Genomic DNA, 20,997 nt, shown 5'->3' with positions numbered 1-20,997 from the left:
ATAACAAGGAGTCACCCGTATGAATCGTCGTCGAGGTATGCGTTCCCTGTGCTGCGCCGCTGTGGCGGTGTCGGCCCTGAGCTTGGGCGGTCTGTTGCAGGCCGCTGAAGCCGTGAAGATTGGTTTTTTGGTCAAGCAGGCTGAAGAGCCGTGGTTCCAGACCGAATGGGCGTTTGCCGAAAAAGCCGGCAAGGAGCATGGCTTTACCGTGATCAAGATCGCCGTGCCGGATGGCGAGAAAACCCTCTCGGCCATCGACAGCCTGGCGGCCAACGGCGCCAAGGGCTTTGTGATCTGCCCGCCGGATGTGTCGCTGGGCCCGGCCATCGTTGCCAAGGCCAAGGCGAACGGCCTGAAAGTGATTGCGGTGGATGACCGTTTTGTCGACGCCAAAGGCAACTTCATGGAGGACGTGCCATACCTGGGCATGGCCGCGTTTGAAGTGGGCCAGAAGCAGGGCGCGGCGATGGCGGCGGAGGCGAAAAAACGCGGTTGGGATTGGAAGGACACCTATGCGGTGATCAATACCTTTAACGAACTGGACACGGGTAAAAAGCGCACTGACGGTTCGGTTAAATCCCTGGAAGATGCTGGTTTTCCTAAAGACCACATTCTGTTCACCGCGGCCAAGACGCTTGATGTACCGGGCAGTATGGACGCCACCAACTCGGCACTGGTCAAGCTGCCCAGCGGTGCCAAGAACCTGATTATCGGTGGTATGAACGACAACACGGTGCTCGGTGGCGTGCGCGCAACCGAAACGGCCGGTTTTGCCGCGGCCAATGTGATTGGTATCGGCATCAATGGTACGGATGCCATTGGCGAACTGAAAAAGGCTGACAGTGGATTTTTCGGTTCGATGCTGCCCAGTCCGCATATCGAGGGCTACAACACTGCGCTGATGATGTATGAGTGGGTTACCAAGGGGACGGAGCCGCCCAAGTACACGGCCATGGACGAGGTGACGCTGATTACACGGGAGAACTTCAAGCAAGAGCTGACGAAGATTGGGTTGTGGCAGTGAGGTAGGCTTGGCGGGGGGGGATCGGACGGAGTACATATCCGTTGCTGCGGTAACGGCTACCTATGGTTCCGCCCTTACGGCGGGTCACTTTTGGCAAACGCCCTGTACGGACCGGACACATGGTTGACGGGTGTGCGGGGACATGGTGGACACTTCTCGGCGAAGCCAGCTTCGCCGGGAGGCCATCATGCCCTGGAACACGAGAGACGCCATGAGCCTAAAACAAGAGTTTGTTTCCTTAGCAAAGAAACCCGGCAGTAATAAGCGAGAGCTGTGTCGACGATTTGGTATAAGTCCGCAAACCGCCTACAAGTGGCTAAAGCGTTACGAGGCCGGCGGCTCTGCGGGTTTGCAAGAGAAGTCACGCAGGCCCGCCAGCAGCCCCAAACTGACCCGGGCCGAGCTGGAGGCTGAGGTCGTTGCACTTCGCCAAGATCATCCGGCATGGGGCGGACGCACAATTAGCAGCATGCTGGACAAGCGAATTGCTCCCAGTACTGTCACTAATGTCCTGCACCGGCACAGCTTGATTAAGCCTTCAGAGAAAGAACCAGAGGCCCGGCTGAGATTTGAACATCCTGAGCCCAACGATCTTTGGCAGATGGATTTCAAAGGCCACTTTGCAATGCAGCAAGGCCGATGCCACCCCCTGACCATCCTGGACGATCATTCGCGGTTCAACCTGGCCATCCAAGCGTGTGATAACGAGCGAGGCACCACCGTAAAACAGAAGATGAGCGAGGTATTTGAAACTTACGGTTTACCGGCACGTATCAACGTCGACAATGGCGCGCCATGGGGCTCACCGCGTAATCCTGGCGAGATCACAGAGTTGAGTATTTGGCTGGTGCGTTTGGGAATTCGGATAAGTTTCAGTCGTCCCTACCATCCGCAAACAAATGGGAAAATCGAGCGTTTTCATCGATCACTCAAGGCAGAAGTCCTTAACGGGCGTCACTTTTCTACGCTAGCGGATGCTCAATCAGCATTCGATCAATGGCGTGAAATATACAACCTGCAACGTCCTCATCAGGCGCTGGAATACAAGGTGCCCATGGACCGCTATCGCAGCAGTCCTTGGGCTTATCCGCAAAAGCTACCTGAGTTTGAATACGGACCAGACGACGTGTTAGCCAAGGTTTATCACAGCCGTTTTCGCTTCCAAAAACGCTACTTCAGCATCGCAAAAGGCTTGGTAGGACAGCACATAGCAATCCGCCCGAACGCAGAAAGCGATGGTCTGTTCGACGTCTATTTCTGCCATCACTTTTTGCGAACAATCGACATTAGTAAGCCTGATTATGGTCAATAATGTGTCCACCATGTCCCCGCACATGTGTCAACCATGTGTCCGGTCCGTACAGCAAACGCCCCAAAAGTAACCAAAAGGTCTTCGCCCCACCACTCGGTGCCTCGCTGGGGCTCGGCATGCCCTCACTCCGGCTTGAATCCGTGGGCCGCCGCGATGGGCCATCCTTGGCCCAGCGCGGCTAACCCGGCGTCCTGCCGGGTTACCCACGGATTCAAGCCTGCGTTCGGCCATCGTGGTTAACGGGGCGCCTCAGATCAAGATCAAGATCTACAGCACGGCGGCCTGAAAGCCGACCTGAGTGGTTAGATCAAAAGCGAAAAGCGGATTTGCATACACTGAAGAGCTGCTTTTCTGTGGGAGCTGGCTTGCCTGCGATGCAGACACCTCGGTACATCAGGCACACCGAGTTGATGCTATCGCAGGCAAGCCAGCTTCCACCTTTGACCGAGTATGGCTCTGCTGTTGCTGTTGCTGTTGCTGTTGCTGTTGCTGTTGCTGTTGCTGTTGCTGTTGCTGTTGCTGTTGCTCCGGCTCTTACATCCTTTTCGATGACGAAGTCAGCGGTCTTTTGATCTGCGCTTTTGATCTTGATCTGAAATCGCCCCGTTAAACACGATGGCCGGAATCTGACAGTGATTTGGGGGGTAAACCGGCAGGGATGCCGGTTTAGCCGCCCCGCGCCATGGATGGCGCGTGGCGGCGGCCCCCCAAATCAGTGTCGGATTGCGGGCATGCCGAGCCACAGCGAGGCACCGAGTGTTGGGGCGAGGACTTTTTGCTTACTTTTTGGTCCTTCAAAAAGTGAGCCGCTGTAAGAGCGGAACCATAGGCCGCCGTTACCGCAGCAACGGATATGTACTCAGCAACCCTGAGCCAGCCCAAGACTTCAAACTGCCCCGGCACTCCCCGGTCACAAGGAAAAACCGGGGTGCCTGTCGCGAGGGCCGGCTCCTGCACCCCGGTTGCACCAACACTCAGTCGGCAGAAAACTTGAGCACAGTGTTCTGGCTATAAGTCTGCCCAGGATTCAACCGAGTCGAAGCAAACTTGGGTTGGTTGGGCGCATCAGGAAAATGCTGGGTTTCGAGGGTAAAAGCACTCCAGTGCTGATACGTCTTGCCCGCTTTGCCCTTCACCGTGCCATCGAGGAAGTTGCTGGTGTAGAACTGCACCCCAGGCTCGCTGGTGTAGAGCTTCAAACGCCGGCCAGACGCAGGGTCGTGTACTTCGGCGGCGAGTTGCTTGATATCGCCCTGGGTGTCGAGCGCCCAGTTGAAGTCAAACCCGCCTTGTTTCGGCTCGGCAAATTTAAGCTGCGGATGCTCGTCCTTGATGTGCTGGCCGATCGGCGTGGGTTTGAGAAAGTCCATCGGCGTGCCCTTGACCGGTGCCAGCTCGCCGGTCGGAATCAGGGTGGCATTCACCGGTGTGTAATGGCTGGCATGCAAGGTCGCGACCTGCTTGAGAATGTCGCCGTTGCCCGCGCCCGCCAGGTTGAAATAGCTGTGGTTGGTGAGGTTGAGCACGGTGGGTTTGTCGGTGCTGGCTTTGTAGTCGATATGCAGTTCGTTGTTATCGTTGAGGCTGTAGGTGACCTCGGTTTTAAGGTTGCCAGGGAAGCCCATTTCACCGTCCTTGGACAGGTAGCTGAGCTTGACGCCGACCGAGTCCTTGCCCTTGACGGGTTCGGCTTGCCAAACGTGCTTGTCAAACCCCTGGGCGCCGCCGTGCAGCGAATTTGGCCCGTCGTTGAGCGGCACCTGATAGCGCTTGCCATCAAGCTCAAACGCACCGCCCGCCAGGCGGTTGCCGAAGCGCCCGATGGTCGCGCCAAAAAAGGCCGTGCCGCTCTGATAGCCCTGCACGTCATCAAAACCCAGTACCACGTCATCGACCTTGCCGTTTTTATCCGGCACGTGCAGTGACTGCAACACGCCGCCGTAGGTGATCACCGTGGCTTGCATGCCGTGGCTGTTGCGCAAGATGTACTGCTCGACGGCGGTGCCGTCATTGGTTTTACCGAAGGGTTTGTGTTCGCTGGTGAGGCCCGCAGCCTGGGCGCCGCCGCTGGCAATCAGCAGGGACAAGGCGAGGCCGGAAAGCAGGTGACGAGGGTGCTTCATGGTCGAACTTCCTTTTGTTGTTTTCAGTGGAATAGTTCTACTAATGTGCGATATTTTGTCGTTGCAGCAGCAGATTTATAGCCTTTTACGGCCTGTTTGCAAAATAAAATAAGACTAATTAAGTGAGGCAACCTTTATATGACCACTCAGCAGGCTGTTTACCCCGACCTTGAGGGTAAGACCGTTCTGGTTTCCGGTGGTGCCTCAGGCATCGGCGAATTCCTGGTGCGCGCGTTCGCCGCGCAGGGCGCCAAGGTGGGTTTTGTGGACCGGGCGCAAAGCCAGGGTGAGCGGCTGGCCGCGCTGCTGCATTCCCAGGGCTACAAGGTTGAGTTCGTGTGTTGCGACATCACCGATGAAATCGCCTATAAAGCGGCGATCGAACGCTTTGAGCACTCGTTGGGGCCGATCACCGTACTGGTCAATAACGCGGCCAACGATGTGCGTCACACCCTGGAAGAAGTCGATTCGGCGATGTTCGACAGGCTGATCGCGGTCAACCTCAAGCACGCGTTCTTTGCTGCCAAGGCCGTGGTGCCGATGATGAAACGCGCTGGTGGCGGGGCGATCATCAACCTGGGCTCGGTGGGGTGGATGATGGCGTCTGCTGGCTACCCGGTGTACGCCGCCAGCAAGGCGGCGGCCCATGGCATGACCCGCGCCCTGGCACGTGAGCTGGGGCCGAACCATATTCGCGTGAATACCCTGGTGCCCGGTTGGGTCATGACCGAAAAACAATTGGCAATGTGGGTCGATGATGCGGCCAAGGAGCTGATCAGCCGCAGCCAGTGCCTGCCCGGCAGCGTACTGCCGGAACACATCGCCAATATGGCGTTGTTTCTCGCCTCCGATGCCTCGGCGATGTGTTCGGCGCAGAACTTTATTGTGGATGGCGGCTGGGTCTAGGCCTGCTACTCGATGGGGTAGCGCTTGAACGCCGGGTGCTGTTCCAGTTGGTCGGCGTGACGTTGCAGGTTAGGGAATGCCTTGGGGTCGAGCACCGACGGCAGTTTGAGTTGGGTGAACGACCACGCGACTGCCGCGGTCAGCGCCGCCTGGGTCAGTGGCGCGTCGGTGGTTTGGGCAAGGTGCTTTTCCAGCAGCGAATAGGCGGCCAACAGTTGACCGGTCACGCGGTCTATCCACGGTTCATGGCGTTTTTCTGCCGGGCGCAGATTGTCCTCATAGACGATCTGCACGGTTTTCTCGCAGGCCGCCAGGGCCAGCCCGAGCAGGTGCAGTTCGTGGGCGCGGGCGCCCGGCGCTTGTGCCAGCAGCTTCTTGTCGGTGGGGGCCTGGGCTTCGAAATAATCCAGGATCAGGCTGGAGTCCATCAGCAAGGTGCCGTCGTCCAGCACCAGGGTCGGCGCCTTGACCACCGGGTTGATCGCGTGGAACTGCTCGAAGGTGCTGAACACCGACACCGACTGATGTTCAAACGCCACGCCGTACAGGTCCAGGGAAATTGCCACGCGGCGTACGTAAGGCGAGTCAAGCATGCCTATCAGTTTCATGAAGCCTCCGTTGCTTTCAGGTGATGGGATCAGGAGATTAAGGGCACATGATTGTCCTGCGCAATGGCCTTGCGCAGTTGCTGATAGGCATCCACTAACTGCTCCAGGTTGAACGCCAAATTGCGCCCGCTGGGGTTGGGCAACACCCATACCGCTGCGCCGCCCAACAACAGCGGCTGCAACCCCCAGGCAACCTCGCGTTGGCCGGACACGGCGCTATAACCGACCTTGCCCAGAAAGGCCACGAAGCGTGGCTGCCAGCGGCGGATTTTTTGCTCAAACGCAACCGCGGCGTCGTTGAATTCATGCCGCGCCAATTCCCCCGCACTCGCCGTCGGACGCTCCACCAGTGTGGTCAGGCCGCAGTGGTAGTCGAGCAAGGTGCGCCCCTCTTCGGGGTGAATTTCATGGGGCGTGAAGCCGGCCAGGTGCAACGTGCGCCAGAAGCGGTTGCTGCGGTTGGCGAAGTGCAGGCCCAAGGCGGCGGAGCCTTTGCCGGGGTTGATGCCGCAGAACACCACGTTCAAGTGCTCGGTGAGGATGTCTTCGAGTCTGTCGCTCATGTCGGGTCTACCTGCAAATGCATCAGCAACCATTGGGTAAAGCTGCGCGCCAGTGGTGCATTTTCACTGTCACGGTGGGTCGCTTAGGCGTCCTTGGCCAACAAGGTGCGGGCAAATTCGTCGGAGGCGATAAAGTCCAGGGTCTGGCGCAGTTGCGCCGCCGCTTCACGGCCGAATGCCTGATCGAAGCGTTCGGCCATTTGCGTGGAAATACGCTTGGCCGCCAGGTGGGTGCGCTTGCCTTGTTCGGTCAGCAGCACGCGCCGGGTACGCCGGTCGAGTTCGTCCACGCGCAGCTCCACCAGGCCGTCACGTACCAGCGGTTTGAGCGTGTGGCCGAGCGCGGACAAATCCATCACCAGGGTTTGTGCCAGCTCGCCCATTTTCGGCGTGCCGGCCTTGGCGATGCGGTTGAGCAGCGCGTATTGCGTGGCTTTGAGCCCGCAGGGCGCGAACGCTTCGTCATAGATCTGGCCCAGGCGGCGCGAGGTGCGGCGCACGGCACCGTTGACGCAGGCGCTGGGGCTCTCGGAGCAAGGCGGGGCAGATTTCAAGGGCAGATACTCTCTGATACAAAACACGACGCGGCTGATTATGCCTGCGCGACCTGTCAGGACAAGGCCTTTCGGACCGAACTGACGTTCCAGATGAAGACTGAGACAGCTTGAAACAAATTAGTTGCGTATGCCACTAAGTTCGATATCGTGGCATATGCCTCTTTGTGACCTGGATGTCGTTACAAAATCCCCAGGAAGTGCATGGGGCGAGGCGGGAAAACGGCATGGCGAAGCCTGCTTGACCGACCAATCTCCTGTCTGGATCACCTCCTATGCTCAACCTCGTGCGCATCGCCTTGCTGCGCCCCTATACCTTTTTGGTATTGGCCATTTTCATCCTGATTGTCGGACCGCTGGCGGCCTGGCGCACGCCGACGGACATCTTCCCGGAAATCCGCATTCCGGTGATTGCGGTGATCTGGCAGTACACCGGTTTGCCGCCGGACCAGATGGCCGGGCGCATCACCTCGCCGTTCGAGCGGGTGCTGACCACCACCGTGAACGACATTCGCCATATCGAAGCGCAGTCGATGAACGGCTACGGGATTGTGAAGATCTTCTTCCAGCCCGGCGTCAACATCAGTACCGCCAACGCCCAGGTGACGTCGGTGTCCCAGGCGATCCTGCGGCAATTGCCGCCCAGCACCGTGCCGCCGCTGGTGCTCAACTACAGCGCCTCCACCGTGCCGATTGTGCAGCTTGCACTCTCTGGGCCGGGGCTGAGCGAACAGCGCCTGGGTGATATCGGCCTGAACCAGGTGCGCCTGATGCTCACCAGCGTGCCCGGCGCGGCCCTGCCATACCCGTTTGGCGGCAAGAGCCGGCAGGTGCAGATCGACCTCGATTCGGCGCGCATGCAAGCCCGTGGCCTGTCGGCACAGGACGTCGCCACTGCCCTGGCCACGCAGAACCTGATCACCCCGGTAGGCACCCAGAAGATCGGCAGCTACGAATTCAACCTGCAACTGAACAACTCACCTTCGGACTTCCATGACCTGGAAAACCTGCCGATCAAGACCGCCGACGGCACCACCGTGCTGATCCGGGACGTGGCCACCGTGCGCGACGGCAACCCGCCGCAAACCAACATCGTGCATGTGAACGGCAACCGCTCGGTGCTGCTGCCGGTGCTCAAGACCGGTTCGGCATCGACCTTGGGCGTGATCGCGGGCATCAAGGAAAAGCTTGCCGACAACAAGGCTGCGTTGCCGCCCAACTTGAATATCGATTTGATCGGCGACCAGTCGCTGTTCGTGCGTTCGGCCATCAGCGGCGTGGCCCGTGAAGGCTTGATCGCGGCGGCGCTGACCAGCCTGATGATTTTGCTGTTCCTCGGCAGTTGGCGTTCGACGGTGATCATTGCCACCTCGATTCCATTGGCGATCCTGGCCTCGATAGCCACGCTTTCGGCGCTGGGCGAAACCCTGAATATCATGACCCTCGGCGGCCTGGCGCTGGCCGTCGGCATTCTGGTGGACGATGCCACGGTGACCATCGAGAACATCAACTGGCACCTGGAGCAGGGCAAACCGGTGCAGACGGCGATCCTCGACGGGGCGGCGCAGATCGTGACGCCGGCGTTTGTCTCGCTGCTGTGTATCTGCATCGTGTTTGTGCCGATGTTCTTCCTGGAGGGTGTGGCGCGCTTCCTGTTCGTGCCGATGGCCGAAGCGGTGATCTTTGCCATGATCGCCTCGTTCCTGCTGTCGCGGACCCTGGTGCCGACATTGGCCAACTACCTGCTCAAGCCGCATCTACACGGCGACGACGGGCACGCACCGTCGCGCAACCCGCTGGTGAAGTTCCAGCGTGGTTTCGAGAAGCGTTTTGAAGCCTTTCGCGAGCGTTACCACAGCGTATTGCACAGCGCCTTGCACCATCGTCGCGCGGTAGTGATCGGCCTGCTGGCGTTTGTCGCCGTGTCGTTTGCACTGGTGCCGTTCCTGGGCCGCAACTTCTTTCCCGAGGTCGATTCCGGGCTGATCCTGTTGCACGTCCGCGCTCCGGTGGGCACACGGGTGGAGAGTAATGCGCACCTGATCGCCGACATCGAAAACGCGATCCGGCGCAAAGTCCCGGCCCAGGAACTCAAGGCCTTGGTCGACAACATCGGCCTGTCCATCAGCGGTATCAACGTGGTGTACAACAACACCGGCACCGTGGGTTCCCAGGACGCCGATATCCAGATCAGCCTCAACGAAGGCCACCGCCCGACCGCCGAGTACATGCGCCAATTGCGCGAAACCCTGCCACGAGAATTCCCGAGCGCGGTGTTCTCGTTCCCGGCCTCGGACATTGTCGGGCAGATCCTCAACTTCGGTTCTTCGGCACCGATCGACCTGCAAATCACCGGCAATAACCTGGCGGCTAACTTCACCTATGCCAGCGCGCTGCTGCGTGATATTCGCCGGGTGCCGGGGGTGGTGGATGCGCGCATCCAGCAGTCGCGGCAATTGCCGACGTTCAATATCGACGTGGACCGCACCCGTGCGCAGTTGGTCGGCCTCACCGAGCGCGATGTCACCAACAGCCTGGTGGTCAACTTGGCCGGCTCCAGCCAGGTGGCGCCGACGTTCTGGTTGAACCCGGCCAACGGCATTTCCTACCCGATCGTGATGCAAACCCCGCAATACAACCTGGAAAGCCTGGCCGCACTGCACAACTTGCCGCTGAGCGGCAGCAATGGCGCGGCCACCGACCAGACCTTGGGCGGCCTGGCGAATATCCAGCGCAGCCACAGCAGTTCGGTGTTCAGTCAGTCGGATATCCAGCCGGTGGTTGAGGTGCTGACGGCGATTCAGGACCGCGATTTGGGTGGCGTCGCCGCCGATATCCAGAAAATCATCGCGGCCCACGCCGGTGAAGTGCCGACCGGCTCCAAGGTGATTTTACAGGGCCAGGTGCAGACCATGAACGCGGCCTTCAGTGGCTTGCTGTTCGGCCTGTTGGGCGCGGTGGTGCTGATCTACCTGCTGATCGTGGTCAACTTCCAGTCCTGGGCCGACCCGTTTGTGATCATCACCGCGTTGCCGGCGGCACTGGCGGGCATTGTGTGGATGCTGTTTGTCACGCATACGCCGCTGTCGGTGCCCGCCTTGACGGGGGCGATCATGTGCATGGGCGTGGCCACCGCCAACGCCATTCTGGTGGTGAGCTTCTGTCGTGAGCGCCTGGCCGTGCATGGCGATGCCGTGCAGGCCGCGCTGGAAGCCGGTTTCACGCGGCTGCGGCCGGTGTTGATGACCGCCATCTCGATGATTATCGGCATGGCGCCCATGGCTTTGGGCCTGGGCGAGGGCGGTGAGCAGAACGCGCCGCTCGGGCGTGCGGTGATCGGCGGCCTGGCGTTTGCCACCATCGCTACGTTGATTCTGGTGCCATTGATTTTCAGTCTGGTCCACGGGCGTCGCCAACACGCCACGCTGGCGACTACCGTTTCCCAAGGGGTTTGACATGTCCGTTTCCATTGCTGAAAAAAAGTCGTCCCGTGGCCTGCTGTGGCTGATCGTGGGCGGGGTGACGGTGGTGGTCATCGTCGGTGTCGGCCTGAGCGTGCGTGCCAGTGAATCCCGGGATCTCAAGACCTGGACCGACGCGCAGGCGCTGCCCAGCGTCAACCTGGTCAAGCCGGTGGTGCAAGCGCAAGGCCCGGTACTCAACTTGCCGGGGCGTATGGAAGCCTATTCGCGCGCGTCGATTTTTGCCCGGGTCAACGGCTACCTGAAATCCTGGAATGTCGACATCGGCTCGCGCGTCAAAGCCGGCCAGGTATTGGCCGAAATCGACACCCCGGAACTCGACCAGCAACTGCTGCAAGCCCGTGCCACTTTGGCCTCAGCCCAGGCCGATGAACACCTGGCCGATACCACCGCCAAGCGCTGGCAGGCGATGCTCGCGACCGACTCGGTGTCGCGTCAGGACGTCGACGAGCGCACCGGCGACCTGACCGCCAAGCAGGCCAAAGTGACGGCGGCCAAAGCCAATGTCGAGCAGTTGGTGGCGACCAAGGGCTTCCAGCATCTGGTCGCGCCGTTTGCCGGTGTAGTCACCGCGCGCAGTACCGACGTGGGCGCGTTGATCAGCGCTGGCGGCACCGCCGGCAAAGAGCTGTTTGCGGTGGCCGATGTCAGCCGTCTGCGCGTGTATGTGCAGGTGCCGCAGACCTTCTCGCCACAGATTCGCGAAGGCACCACGGCGCGCCTGAGCGTGCCGGAGTATCGCGGCGAAACCTTCACCGGCAAGGTGATCGCCACCGCCGATGCGGTCAACGCCGCGTCCGGCAGCACCTTGGTGCAACTGCTGGTGGACAACCCCGGCGGCCGCCTGCTGCCCGGTGGCTACACCAGCGTGCAGTTTGATTTGCCGGTGCAGGCCGACGTGCTGCGCGTACCGTCCAGTGCCCTGGTGTTCGATGACAAGGGTATGCGCGTCGCCACCCTCGACAGCCAGGACCATGTGCACTTCAAGACCGTCACCATCGCCCGTGACTTTGGCGACAGCGTGGAGATCGCCAGCGGCCTGCAAGCGGCTGACCGCGTGATCGATACGCCGCCGGATGGCCTGGCCGATGATGATTCGGTGCAATTGGCTGCCGCTTCCGTCGAGGCCAAACCCCATGGCTAAGCGCAACCTGCTGGGCCTGCTCGCCACCTTGAGCCTGGGTGCCTGCTCGTTGGCGCCGCCGCTTGAAGTGCCGCAAACACCTGTCGCCGCGCAGTTTCACACCCAAGGCCCGTGGACGGTCGGCGCGCCCGACGACCAGGCCAACCGAGACGGCTGGTGGCGCATCTACAACGACCCGCAGCTGGATGCGATGCAGCAGCAGTTGCTGAAAAACAACCCGGACCTGAGCGCGGCACTCGCGCATTACCAGCAGTCCCAGGGGTTCCTGGCCCAGGACCGTTCGGGGCTGTTCCCCAAGCTCTCGGCCATCGGCAGCGGCCAGCGTATTCGCCAGTCGGGCACCAAACCGCTGCGCTCGGCCACCTCGCCGGACGTCTATAACTCCGCGACATTGGGCCTGGAGGTGGATTATGAAGTCGACCTGTGGGGCCGCGTGCGCGACACGGTTGCGGCCGGCATCAGTGACTCGGAGGCGGCCAGGGCCGACCTGGCGTCGGTACGCCTGAGCCTGCAAGCGCAATTGGCTGACAGTTACATCCGCCTGCGCGGTATCGACTGGCAGAACCAACTGCTGGAACAGACCCGCGACGCCTACACCAAAGCCCTTAGCCTGACCGAAGGCTTGCACGGCGGCGGGATCGTGTCCGGGCTGGACGTGGCGCGGGCGCGCACGCAGCTGTCGACGGTCAAGTCGCAATTGAACCAGAGCCTGGTGCAACGGGCGGTGTTGGAGCATTCGATTGCGGCGATGCTGGGGGAGTCCGCCTCAACCTATACCGTCGCCGTGAATGTGGCGCCGATTGCCTTGCCCAACGTGCCCACGGGCGTGCCGTCGAGCCTGCTGCAACGCCGCCCGGATATTGCCGCTGCCGAGCGTCGCATCGCGTCGGCCAATGCGCGGATCGGAGTGGCCAAGGCCGCGTGGTTCCCGCAGATCACCTTGAGCGCCCAGGGCGGTTATCAGAGTGATGAGTTTGCGCGTTTGCTCAGCGCACCCAACCTGTTCTGGGCCATCGGCCCGTCGCTGGTCGGCACAATCTTTGATGGCGGCGCGCGCCAGGCCCAGGTCGATATTGCCAAGGCCGCCACTGACGAAGCCGCGGCCAAATACCGTGGCGTAGTGCTGGGTGCTTTCGAGCAAGTGGAAGACAACCTGTTGCAGATTACGGGCCTGGGCAGCGCCCTGGATGACCAGCGTGACGCTGCCGCTGCCGCACAATACGCCGAAGACCTGTCGACCTCGCGTTATCGCCAGGGCGCCGTGGCTTATCTGGATGTGGTCACCGCCCAAGTGGCTGCGCTGGAAGCCAAGCGCAGTGTGCTGCAACTGCAAACCCAGCAATTAAGCGCTAATGTGGGCCTGATCAAGGCGCTGGGCGGCGGATGGAACGTGGCCCAACTGGCTGCATCGAACAGTACTCAAATCAAGGAGAAGTGAGCATGACCGACTACCTACCCCCGAAGGTGTGGACCTGGGACACCGAAAGTGGCGGCACTTTCGCCAGCATCAACCGGCCCATTGCCGGTGCGACCCATGAGAAAGAGTTGCCGGTCGGCAAACACCCGTTGCAGCTGTATTCCCTGGCCACGCCGAATGGGCAGAAGGTCACCATCCTGCTCGAAGAGCTGCTGGCCCTGGGGCACAGCGGCGCGGAATATGACGCGTGGCTGATCAAGATCGGCGATGGCGACCAGTTCGGCAGCGGCTTTGTGGCAGTCAACCCCAACTCCAAGATCCCGGCGTTGATGGACCACAGTGGTGACACGCCGATTCGCGTATTCGAGTCGGGTGCGATCCTGCAATACCTGGCCGAGAAATTCGGCGCGTTCTTCCCCACCGAGCCTGCTGCGCGGGCTGAGTGTTTGTCGTGGCTGTTCTGGCAGATGGGCAGCGCGCCGTACCTGGGCGGCGGCTTCGGGCATTTTTACGCCTATGCGCCGAGCAAGATGGAATACCCGATCAATCGCTTCGCCATGGAAACCAAGCGTCAACTGGACGTGCTCGACCAGCGCCTGGCGGTGAGTGAGTACATTGCCGGCGATGAGTACACCATTGCCGATATTGCGATCTGGCCGTGGTATGGCGGCTTGGTCAAAGGCCGTTTGTACGGCGCGTCAGCGGAGTTTTTGTCGGTGCACGAGTACAAGCACGTGCTGCGCTGGGCCGAGGCGATTGAAGCACGTCCGGCGGTACAGCGTGGGCGGCGGGTGAATCGGGTGTCCGGCGAGCCTGCGGAGCAACTGGCTGAGCGGCACGACGCCACCGATCTGGACTGAAACGCTGTCAAATTGTGGGAGCTGGCTTGCCTGCGATGACGGAGTGTCAGTCGATAAATTTGCAACTGACCCACCGCTATCGCGGGCAAGCCCGCTCCCACCTTTGGACCTCCATATTCTTCCAAACTATTTGTAGCGCTGCTCGAACTGCACCCACACGTTGCGCTGGCCGAGGCGGTTGAAATACACCGATTTTGGACTGAAACTCGATCAAACTGTGGGAGCTGGCTTGCCTGCGATTGCGGTGGGCCAGTTTTTGATCGTTGTGTATCAGTTGGACAGGTTCTCCGAGGTCACGATCTGCGGTGGGATATGCACTCTGTGCCGCAGTGGATCGAAGGCCTCGGCGGCCTGCAACTCCACCAGTAATTCGATCAGCGCGGTCGCCGTCTGCCGTGGCTGTGAGTCCATCACCACATCAATCAAACCCCGGCTCAGCGCCTCACGCGACAACGCGGTGGACTCCTGCAAAATGCAGCACAGCGCCGGCCGTTTGGGCAGCTGTGCCAGGGCATTGATCACGCCGTCACCGCCGCCGCCCACCACGCACAGGCCGCGCAGGTCGGTGTGGCGGGTGAGCAGGTCGAGGGTGGCTTCTTCAGTGATGTCGCTGTTGTCCAGGTTGATCAGCGGTTCCAGCGGCTTGAGCCCCGGCGCATGCTCGGCCAGGTAACTGTGCAAGCCTTCAACCCGCGCCTGGTGGCCGAGAAAACGATGGCCGCCCAACAGGATGCCGACGCTGCCTTTGCGTGCGCCGCAGGTGCGCGCCAGCAGCCAGCCCATGGTGCGCCCGACCACGTGGTTATCCTGGCCCACATACGGCTCCAAGGCTTGTTCCTGGATATCCGAGAGCAGCGCAACCACCGGCACGCCGGCTTCGCGAACCTGCGCCAGTGTGGCGTTGATCAACGGGTGGGCGAAGCTGACGACGGCGAGCGCGTCGCATTGCACCGCCAGTTGCTCGATTTGCGCGGCGATGGCGCTGGGTGTGCGGTCGAGAATGTAGTCGAACTGGCAGGTCAGGTTGGCTGTAGCGTGCTGCTGCGCGGCCGTGCTGATCGACTGCGCCAGGTTGGCGTAAAACGCTTGGGCGGTGCCCAGCAGCAGGATGCCGAAACGGTAGGTGGGGCGCCGCTCACGAATGCGTTGGCCTATCAGCCGTGCAGCAAAATAACCCACGGCTTCGGCGGCCTGGAACACCTGTTCGGCGGTCTGCGGATTCACCGGCGCTCGGGCGTTGAGTACGCGGTCGACGGTGGCCACACTCAAGCCCGCCTGGGCGGCAACGGTGGCGATGGTCGGGCGTTTATTATTATTCATGACAGGCCTCTCAAGCGTCTTGATAGAAAACTATCAAGCCTCGCTGGGCCTGGATGATAGCTTGATAGGGAATGGATTCAAGGCCTTGAGGCGGATTTATCCGCGCTCTATGGTTTGTTCGCAAAGCACCAGTTACCCACCGCTTGCGGAGAACAATAACAATGCCTGAACACACGCCTCACCGCGCCCGGCGCGACTACAGCCTCACCGGCCCTGAAGCTGCCCGCGCCGCAGAAAAGGGGTTGGTCTCGGCCAGTTGGTATCAATCGCCGATCTCGCGCAAACGCATGAAAGAACTGATGCAGCGCCGTGACGGCCCGGCGTTGCTCGACACAGCCCTGTGGGTGTCGGCGTTGCTGGTCACGGGGTTTGGCGGCTACTGGTTCTGGGGCTCGTGGGCCTGCGTACCATTCTTTATGGCTTACGGCGTGCTCTACGGCACCGCGTCCAACCCGCGTTGGCATGAGACCGGCCACGGCACCGCTTTCAAGACCCGCTGGATGAATGATGGGCTGTACCAGGTGGCGAGCTTCATGTGCATTTTCGAGCCGCATGTATGGCGCTGGAGCCATGCGCGGCACCACACCGACACCATCGTGGTCGGGCGTGACCCGGAGATCGTCGAGCCGCGCCCGCCGAGCCTGTTGATGATGGGCCTGAGCCTGTTCAACCTGCCGCTGGCCTGGAAAACCTTCAGCGGCGTGGCGCGCCATGCGATCGGCAAGATGAGCGCCCAGGAACAGGACTTTATCCCCGAGTCCGAATGGCCCAAGGTGTTCCGCGCTGCGCGGATCTGGGTCGGCATTTATGCGCTGGTGATCGGCACCGCGTTGTACCTGCACAGCTGGCTGCCACTGATGCTGGTCGGCCTGCCGAGCCTGTATGGCGCCTGGCTCGGCTACCTGTTCGGCCTCACCCAGCATGTGGGCCTGGCCGAGGATGTGCTGGACCATCGCAGCAACTGCCGCACCATCTACATGAATCGCGTGTTGCGCTTTATCTACATGGACATGAACTACCACCTCGAACACCACATGTACCCGATGGTGCCGTACCACGCCTTGGCGCAACTGCACGAAGAGATCCGCAGCGACTGCCCGCCGCCGTACGCGAATATTCTTGAGGCGTACAAGGAAATCCTGCCGACGATCTGGAAGCAGCGCAGCGACCCGAGCTATTTCGTGCAGCGCCCCACTCACAGTGGCGAGCGAGCTTGCTCGCGCTGGGCTGCGCAGCAGCCCCAATAAAAACCACCGCATTCTTTCAGACAATACTCGACTGCCGACCTTGGGGCCGCTTCGCAGCCCAGCGCGAGCAAGCTCGCTCGCCACAAGGAAGGCCATGCATAGAGAGAACAACGCCATGAACGATCAATGGATCGACGTCTGCGCCGTGGGCGAAATTGACGAAGAAGACGTGCTGCGCTTCGACCATGGGCCGCACACTTACGCGGTGTACCGCTCGGCCGAGAATGAATTTTTTGCCACTGCCGGCCTGTGCACCCACGAGAAAATACACCTGGCCGACGGCCTGGTGATGGACCACGTGATCGAGTGCCCCAAGCACAACGGGCGCTTTGATTACCGCTCCGGCAAAGCCCTCGGCGCGCCGGTGTGCGTCAACCTCAAAACCTACCCGGTGCGGGTCGAAGCGGGGCGGGTTCTGCTCGCCGTGACGGCGTGAGCATGAACGCACCCCTGATTATTGTCGGCGCCGGCCATGCCGGTGGCCGTGCGGCGCTGACCTTGCGCGAAGAAGGCTACACCGGGCGCCTGATCCTGATCGGCGATGAACCGCACTTGCCCTACGAGCGCCCGCCGTTATCCAAGGGCTTGCTGCAAGGCAGTACGGACCTGGCGGGTTGCAGCCTGTGCGACAGCCAGCGCATGGCCGCGCTGGGCATCGAACATATCGCCGGCAACCCGGTTACGCGCCTGGAGCCGCACCAGCACCGGCTGCAACTGGCTGACGGCCAATGGCTGGACTTTGCCGGTTTGCTGCTGGCCACTGGCGGCCGGGCGCGACGCTGGCCTGTGGAGCAGGCGAGCGTGCTTTACCTGCGCACCCATGATGAGGCGCTGGCCCTGCGCGACGCCTTGCGCCCCGGCACGCGGCTGGTGGTGGTCGGCGGTGGTTTTATCGGCCTGGAAGTGGCGGCGACCGCGCGCGGCCTGGGCTGCCAGGTCACGGTGCTTGAAGCAGGCCCACGCTTGGCGGGCCGGGTGTTGCCGCCGGTGATCAGCGAAGCGCTGCTGGATTTGCACCGCCAGCAAGGCGTTGAGGTGCGCTTGAATGTGGCACTCGAATCCATCGACGCCGACGCGGTGCAACTGGTCGATGGGCAGCGCTTGCCGTGTGATCGGGTGGTGGTCGGCATTGGCATGCAACCCAATCTCGAACTGGCTGCAGCAGCGGGGCTGGAAGTGGGGCAGGGCATTCGCGTCGATGCGCAACTGCGCACCAGTGCGCCGAACATTTATGCGGCGGGCGATGTGTGTGAGTTTCGCCTGGGTGGCCTGTATCAACGCCAGGAAACCTGGCGCAATGCCGAAGCCCAAGGCCGCCACGCCGCCCTGAATATGCTGGGCCGGGAGTTGCCGTTCGAGGCGCTGCCGGGTTTTTGGTCCGACCAGTACGACTGGGGCTTGCAGACCGTTGGCGTGATGACCCCGCTGACGGTCAGCCGCGCACTGCCGGGCGGTGGTTTGCTGTTGTTCCACCTGGATACCGACGGGCATTTGCAAGGCGCTTGCGGCTGGGCGCTCGGCAATGGCGTGGCCAAGGACATCAAGCTGTGCGAACGCTTGATCAGCGCGCGCATTGCACTCAATACGGCCGACCTGGCCAACCCGGACGTTTCCCTTAAACACGTGCTGCGAGGCTGATATGCACCAATTGCTGGTGTTCCAATCCCTCTGGGCCATGCAGACCGAACCGGGGCCGCTGGAAGCCCGGCTCGATCGCATCGCCGCCGCCGGCTTCGACGGCATCACCGATCATTACTGGAAACCCGCCGAGGTCGCGCGCCTGCACGCTGCCGCCAGCGCCAGGGGCTTGCAGATCGAAGGCCAACTGTTCCCGCAATCGGTGGATGACCTGGCCGCCGCGCTGGATGTGATCAGCCGCTACGGCTGCCACCACCTTACCCTGCAGGCCGATGTGCGCCCGCGCACGCTGGCCGAGGCGGCCCGCCTGGTCGAAGGCTGGCAGCGCCTGGCCGAACAGGTGGACTTTCCGATCCTGCTGGAAACCCATCGCTACCGCCTTACCAACGACCTGCTGTTCACCCTCGACCTGCTCGCACAGATGCCCGACCTGAAACTGCTCGCCGACCTGTCCCATTACGTCGTCGGCCGGGAGTTACCGGAACCGGGCGCGTTCGAGGACGACGAGCAGATACGCACGATATTGCGCCACAGCTGGGGCTTTCACGGGCGAGTGGCCAGCAGTGAACAGGTGCAGGTCTCTGTGGGTTTCCCCCAACACCAGGCCTGGGTAGAACGCTTTACCGGTTGGTGGCGCTACGGGATTGAAGACTGGCTGGCCCGGCCCGATGCGCCCAATAGCCTGTCGTTCACCTGTGAGCTGGGCCCGCCGCCCTATGCAATCACGGATGCAAACGGCGGTGAAATCAGCGACCGCTGGGCCGAGGCGCTGAAGCTGAAGACCCTGATTCGCCAGGTGTGGGAGAGCTGCCAGCGATGATCTGCTAATCTGCGCGGGTTAAAACCGCCCTTAGCCTGTGGACTTTCATCATGAAGACTTGCCCTGTTCAGCCACCTCTTGAGCCGCAGTCCGTCTGCCATCCCATCACCAGCAGCGCGATCTTCATGGTTGCAACCGTCGCTCCCGGCAGTGAAGACCAGGTGCGCGCCTGGTGCGGCGATATCGCCGGGCTGGTGCGTTCGGTGGGCAAGCGCGTGCCGGCGGGCAACCTGACCTGCGTCTGCGGGTTCGGCTCGGATGCCTGGAGCCGGCTGTTCGGTGGGCCACGCCCGGCGGCCTTGCACCCGTTTCGCGAGTTCGGTGTGCCAGGGCGCATGGCGCCGTCGACGCCCGGCGATATCCTGCTGCATATCCGCGCCGAGCAGATGGACCTGTGCTTCGAATTGGCCACGCAGTTGATGGTGGCCCTGGGCGACAGCGTCAAGGTGGTGGATGAGGTCCAGGGTTTCCGTTACTTCGATATGCGCAGCATCATCGGTTTTGTCGACGGCACCGAGAACCCGGTGGGGCGCAAGGCCGTCGGCTTTACCATCGTCGGCGATGAAGACGCGGAATTTGAAGGCGGCAGCTACGTGCTGGTGCAGAAGTACCTGCACAACATGAGCGCCTGGAACGAGCTGACGGTGGAAGCCCAGGAGAAAGTGATCGGGCGTACCAAACTGGCCGACATCGAGCTGGATGAAGAGACCAAGCCGAGCAACTCCCACAGCGCCCTGACCGTGATCACCGACGAAAACGGCGAAGAAGTGAAAATCCTGCGCGACAACATGCCCTTTGGCCGCCCAGGCGCCGGCGAGTTCGGCACCTACTTTATCGGCTACGCGCGCTCGCCGCAGCCCCTGGAGTTGATGCTGGAAAACATGTTCGTCGGCCGCCCGGTCGGCAACTACGACCGCTTGCTGGACTTCAGTACCGCCGTGACCGGCGGCCTGTTTTTTGTGCCTTCGGCCGATTTGCTTGAAGAGCTGGCCGACCGTCAACCGGGGTCTTAACTGAGCAACCCAGTGCTGACCGCCACAATCAAGAAGACTCCCAGCAGCGCGCGATAAATCACAAACGGCCAGGTGGAGAACCGCTCCAGGAACTTCATCAGGCCCCAGATCGCGAAGAACGCCGAGATACTTGCCACCACCAGGCCGAAGAGCAAATGCGGCCAGGCGTGGGCGGGCATGTCGGCGTGCAGCAGCACCCACAGCTCTTTCAAACCGGCCAGCGCGATGGCGGGCAGGCCCAGCAGGAATGAAAAGCGCGCGGCTTCTTCACGCTTGAAGTTGAGGAACAGCGCAGCGGTCAGCGTCGAGCCCGAGCGCGATACGCCGGGAATCAGCGCGCCAATTTGCGCAACCCCGACAATCAGTGCATCGCGCAGGCGCATCTGGCCCATGTCCCGGGTGTGACGTGCGCGCACTTCGGCCACTGCCAGCAGTACCGCCATCACCACACAGGAAATCCCGATCACCATCAGGCCGCGCAACGGCGAGTTGCAGCTGTTGAGGGTCGAGGACAAGGCCAGGCCGGCAATGCCGATGGGGATGGTCGCCAGCACAATCGCCACCGCCAGCTTGAACCACGGGTCGTTGTAGTCGCCCCGGCGTACCGCACCGATGCTGCCCGTGGTGACCTGGCGCACATCGCGCCAGAAATAACTGACCACCGCCGCCAGCGCCGCCAACTGCATCGCCGCCGAAAACGCCGAGCCGGGGTCTTGCCAGCCGAGCAGGGCGGGCACCACACGCATGTGGGCGGTGGACGACACCGGCAGCAGCTCGGTAATGCCCTGGATCACACCCAGGATGAAAATCTGCAGGTAATCCAGGGAGGCAAAGCCCACATCCAGGCCGGCGGAACAGACGTTGGTCAAAATAGAGGTCCTTGAGGAAAAGGTCGAAGCTGACGAAGTTTATTCTAAATGTTTCAGGAATTTCGGTTGGACGGGGCAAATCCGCAATCGGTTCAGC

General features: G+C 61.5%; 18 protein-coding genes. 12 read left to right on the top strand and 6 right to left on the bottom strand.

The genetic code is table 11. The annotated features are described in order from the left end of the window. The first annotated feature begins 19 nt into the window (after positions 1-19). Positions 20-1,024, top strand: coding sequence for a substrate-binding domain-containing protein (locus HU759_RS17675; RefSeq protein ID WP_017136516.1), 1,005 nt, complete (start codon positions 20-22; stop codon positions 1,022-1,024). 187 nt (positions 1,025-1,211) lie between these two features. Next, a complete protein-coding gene (locus HU759_RS17670; RefSeq protein WP_017135449.1) occupies positions 1,212-2,336 on the top strand; it encodes an IS481 family transposase in 1,125 nt (374 codons plus the stop codon). Between the two features lie 974 nt (positions 2,337-3,310). On the opposite strand, the gene HU759_RS17665 is transcribed toward HU759_RS17670, so the two are convergent. Further along, a complete protein-coding gene (locus tag HU759_RS17665; RefSeq protein WP_017134566.1) occupies positions 3,311-4,459 on the bottom strand; it encodes an aldose epimerase family protein in 1,149 nt (382 codons plus the stop codon). Between the two features lie 138 nt (positions 4,460-4,597). Between HU759_RS17665 and HU759_RS17660 the strand changes: the two genes are divergently transcribed. Then, positions 4,598-5,365 (top strand): SDR family oxidoreductase, encoded by a 768-nt coding sequence (locus HU759_RS17660; RefSeq protein ID WP_017134567.1) that lies wholly within the window; start codon positions 4,598-4,600, stop codon positions 5,363-5,365. Positions 5,366-5,370: 5 nt separating this feature from the next. Here the strand turns inward: HU759_RS17660 and HU759_RS17655 are convergent, their stop codons facing one another. The 3 genes from HU759_RS17655 to HU759_RS17645 all read right to left on the bottom strand — a co-directional run bounded on the left by HU759_RS17655 (position 5,371) and on the right by HU759_RS17645 (position 7,090). Continuing rightward, positions 5,371-5,973 (bottom strand): glutathione S-transferase family protein, encoded by a 603-nt coding sequence (locus tag HU759_RS17655; RefSeq protein ID WP_017134568.1) that lies wholly within the window; start codon positions 5,971-5,973, stop codon positions 5,371-5,373. A gap of 29 nt (positions 5,974-6,002) precedes the next feature. Beyond that, positions 6,003-6,536 carry a G/U mismatch-specific DNA glycosylase gene (gene mug, locus HU759_RS17650; protein ID WP_138450835.1) on the bottom strand — a complete coding sequence of 178 codons (534 nt, stop codon included), beginning with the start codon at positions 6,534-6,536 and terminating at the stop codon, positions 6,003-6,005. Positions 6,537-6,619: 83 nt separating this feature from the next. Beyond that, the gene (locus HU759_RS17645; RefSeq protein ID WP_186354821.1) at positions 6,620-7,090 is read right to left on the bottom strand and encodes a MarR family transcriptional regulator; all 471 of its coding nucleotides are present in this window, start codon (positions 7,088-7,090) and stop codon (positions 6,620-6,622) included. Positions 7,091-7,365: 275 nt separating this feature from the next. Between HU759_RS17645 and HU759_RS17640 the strand changes: the two genes are divergently transcribed. Genes HU759_RS17640 through yghU form a run of 4 tightly spaced genes read left to right on the top strand, consistent with a single transcriptional unit; the run spans position 7,366 to position 13,993 of the window. After that, on the top strand, positions 7,366-10,545 hold the full coding sequence (locus HU759_RS17640; protein WP_186618377.1) for an efflux RND transporter permease subunit: 3,180 nt from the start codon (positions 7,366-7,368) through the stop codon (positions 10,543-10,545). A gap of 1 nt (position 10,546) precedes the next feature. Next, positions 10,547-11,716 (top strand): efflux RND transporter periplasmic adaptor subunit, encoded by a 1,170-nt coding sequence (locus HU759_RS17635; protein ID WP_177034688.1) that lies wholly within the window; start codon positions 10,547-10,549, stop codon positions 11,714-11,716. Then, positions 11,709-13,154: an efflux transporter outer membrane subunit gene (locus HU759_RS17630; RefSeq protein ID WP_186618376.1), complete on the top strand. Its 1,446-nt coding sequence runs from the start codon at positions 11,709-11,711 to the stop codon at positions 13,152-13,154. The genes HU759_RS17635 and HU759_RS17630 overlap by 8 nt, the downstream gene beginning before the upstream one ends. Before the next feature lie 2 nt (positions 13,155-13,156). After that, entirely contained in the window at positions 13,157-13,993 is an 837-nt protein-coding gene (gene yghU, locus HU759_RS17625; protein WP_170040808.1) for a glutathione-dependent disulfide-bond oxidoreductase, read from the top strand. Positions 13,994-14,263: 270 nt separating this feature from the next. Here the strand turns inward: yghU and HU759_RS17620 are convergent, their stop codons facing one another. Continuing rightward, on the bottom strand, positions 14,264-15,313 hold the full coding sequence (locus tag HU759_RS17620) for a LacI family DNA-binding transcriptional regulator (RefSeq protein WP_186618375.1): 1,050 nt from the start codon (positions 15,311-15,313) through the stop codon (positions 14,264-14,266). Positions 15,314-15,474: 161 nt separating this feature from the next. On the opposite strand from HU759_RS17620, the gene HU759_RS17615 reads away from it, so the two are divergent. From HU759_RS17615 to HU759_RS17595, 5 genes are all read left to right on the top strand, one after another. Beyond that, entirely contained in the window at positions 15,475-16,560 is a 1,086-nt protein-coding gene (locus HU759_RS17615; protein WP_176992600.1) for a fatty acid desaturase family protein, read from the top strand. Between the two features lie 115 nt (positions 16,561-16,675). Then, a complete protein-coding gene (locus HU759_RS17610; protein WP_017134582.1) occupies positions 16,676-16,996 on the top strand; it encodes a MocE family 2Fe-2S type ferredoxin in 321 nt (106 codons plus the stop codon). A gap of 2 nt (positions 16,997-16,998) precedes the next feature. Beyond that, positions 16,999-18,198: an FAD-dependent oxidoreductase gene (locus HU759_RS17605; RefSeq protein WP_186618374.1), complete on the top strand. Its 1,200-nt coding sequence runs from the start codon at positions 16,999-17,001 to the stop codon at positions 18,196-18,198. A gap of 1 nt (position 18,199) precedes the next feature. After that, positions 18,200-19,018, top strand: coding sequence for a sugar phosphate isomerase/epimerase (locus HU759_RS17600; protein ID WP_186618372.1), 819 nt, complete (start codon positions 18,200-18,202; stop codon positions 19,016-19,018). Between the two features lie 50 nt (positions 19,019-19,068). After that, on the top strand, positions 19,069-20,031 hold the full coding sequence (locus HU759_RS17595; protein WP_138449424.1) for a Dyp-type peroxidase: 963 nt from the start codon (positions 19,069-19,071) through the stop codon (positions 20,029-20,031). Here HU759_RS17595 and HU759_RS17590 read toward each other — a convergent pair. Next, positions 20,028-20,900 (bottom strand): undecaprenyl-diphosphate phosphatase, encoded by an 873-nt coding sequence (locus HU759_RS17590; RefSeq protein ID WP_099549168.1) that lies wholly within the window; start codon positions 20,898-20,900, stop codon positions 20,028-20,030. The genes HU759_RS17595 and HU759_RS17590 overlap by 4 nt on opposite strands. Positions 20,901-20,997 lie beyond the last annotated feature (97 nt).

This window comes from Pseudomonas sp. OE 28.3, from assembly GCF_014268205.2.
In the GTDB taxonomy this organism is placed as follows: domain Bacteria; phylum Pseudomonadota; class Gammaproteobacteria; order Pseudomonadales; family Pseudomonadaceae; genus Aquipseudomonas; species Aquipseudomonas edaphica.
This window is presented reverse-complemented; position numbering and strand designations above follow the sequence as displayed.

Excerpts from the sequence above, each read along its gene's own strand:
- HU759_RS17675 (WP_017136516.1), top strand. The coding sequence starts at position 20 with ATGAATCGTCGTCGAGGTATGCGTTCCCTGTGCTGCGCCGCTGTGGCG.
- HU759_RS17670 (WP_017135449.1), top strand. The coding sequence starts at position 1,212 with ATGCCCTGGAACACGAGAGACGCCATGAGCCTAAAACAAGAGTTTGTT.
- HU759_RS17665 (WP_017134566.1), bottom strand. The coding sequence starts at position 4,459 with ATGAAGCACCCTCGTCACCTGCTTTCCGGCCTCGCCTTGTCCCTGCTG.
- HU759_RS17660 (WP_017134567.1), top strand. The coding sequence starts at position 4,598 with ATGACCACTCAGCAGGCTGTTTACCCCGACCTTGAGGGTAAGACCGTT.
- HU759_RS17655 (WP_017134568.1), bottom strand. The coding sequence starts at position 5,973 with ATGAAACTGATAGGCATGCTTGACTCGCCTTACGTACGCCGCGTGGCA.
- mug (WP_138450835.1), bottom strand. The coding sequence starts at position 6,536 with ATGAGCGACAGACTCGAAGACATCCTCACCGAGCACTTGAACGTGGTG.
- HU759_RS17640 (WP_186618377.1), top strand. The coding sequence starts at position 7,366 with ATGCTCAACCTCGTGCGCATCGCCTTGCTGCGCCCCTATACCTTTTTG.
- HU759_RS17635 (WP_177034688.1), top strand. The coding sequence starts at position 10,547 with ATGTCCGTTTCCATTGCTGAAAAAAAGTCGTCCCGTGGCCTGCTGTGG.
- HU759_RS17630 (WP_186618376.1), top strand. The coding sequence starts at position 11,709 with ATGGCTAAGCGCAACCTGCTGGGCCTGCTCGCCACCTTGAGCCTGGGT.
- yghU (WP_170040808.1), top strand. The coding sequence starts at position 13,157 with ATGACCGACTACCTACCCCCGAAGGTGTGGACCTGGGACACCGAAAGT.
- HU759_RS17620 (WP_186618375.1), bottom strand. The coding sequence starts at position 15,313 with ATGAATAATAATAAACGCCCGACCATCGCCACCGTTGCCGCCCAGGCG.
- HU759_RS17615 (WP_176992600.1), top strand. The coding sequence starts at position 15,475 with ATGCCTGAACACACGCCTCACCGCGCCCGGCGCGACTACAGCCTCACC.
- HU759_RS17610 (WP_017134582.1), top strand. The coding sequence starts at position 16,676 with ATGAACGATCAATGGATCGACGTCTGCGCCGTGGGCGAAATTGACGAA.
- HU759_RS17605 (WP_186618374.1), top strand. The coding sequence starts at position 16,999 with ATGAACGCACCCCTGATTATTGTCGGCGCCGGCCATGCCGGTGGCCGT.
- HU759_RS17600 (WP_186618372.1), top strand. The coding sequence starts at position 18,200 with ATGCACCAATTGCTGGTGTTCCAATCCCTCTGGGCCATGCAGACCGAA.
- HU759_RS17595 (WP_138449424.1), top strand. The coding sequence starts at position 19,069 with ATGAAGACTTGCCCTGTTCAGCCACCTCTTGAGCCGCAGTCCGTCTGC.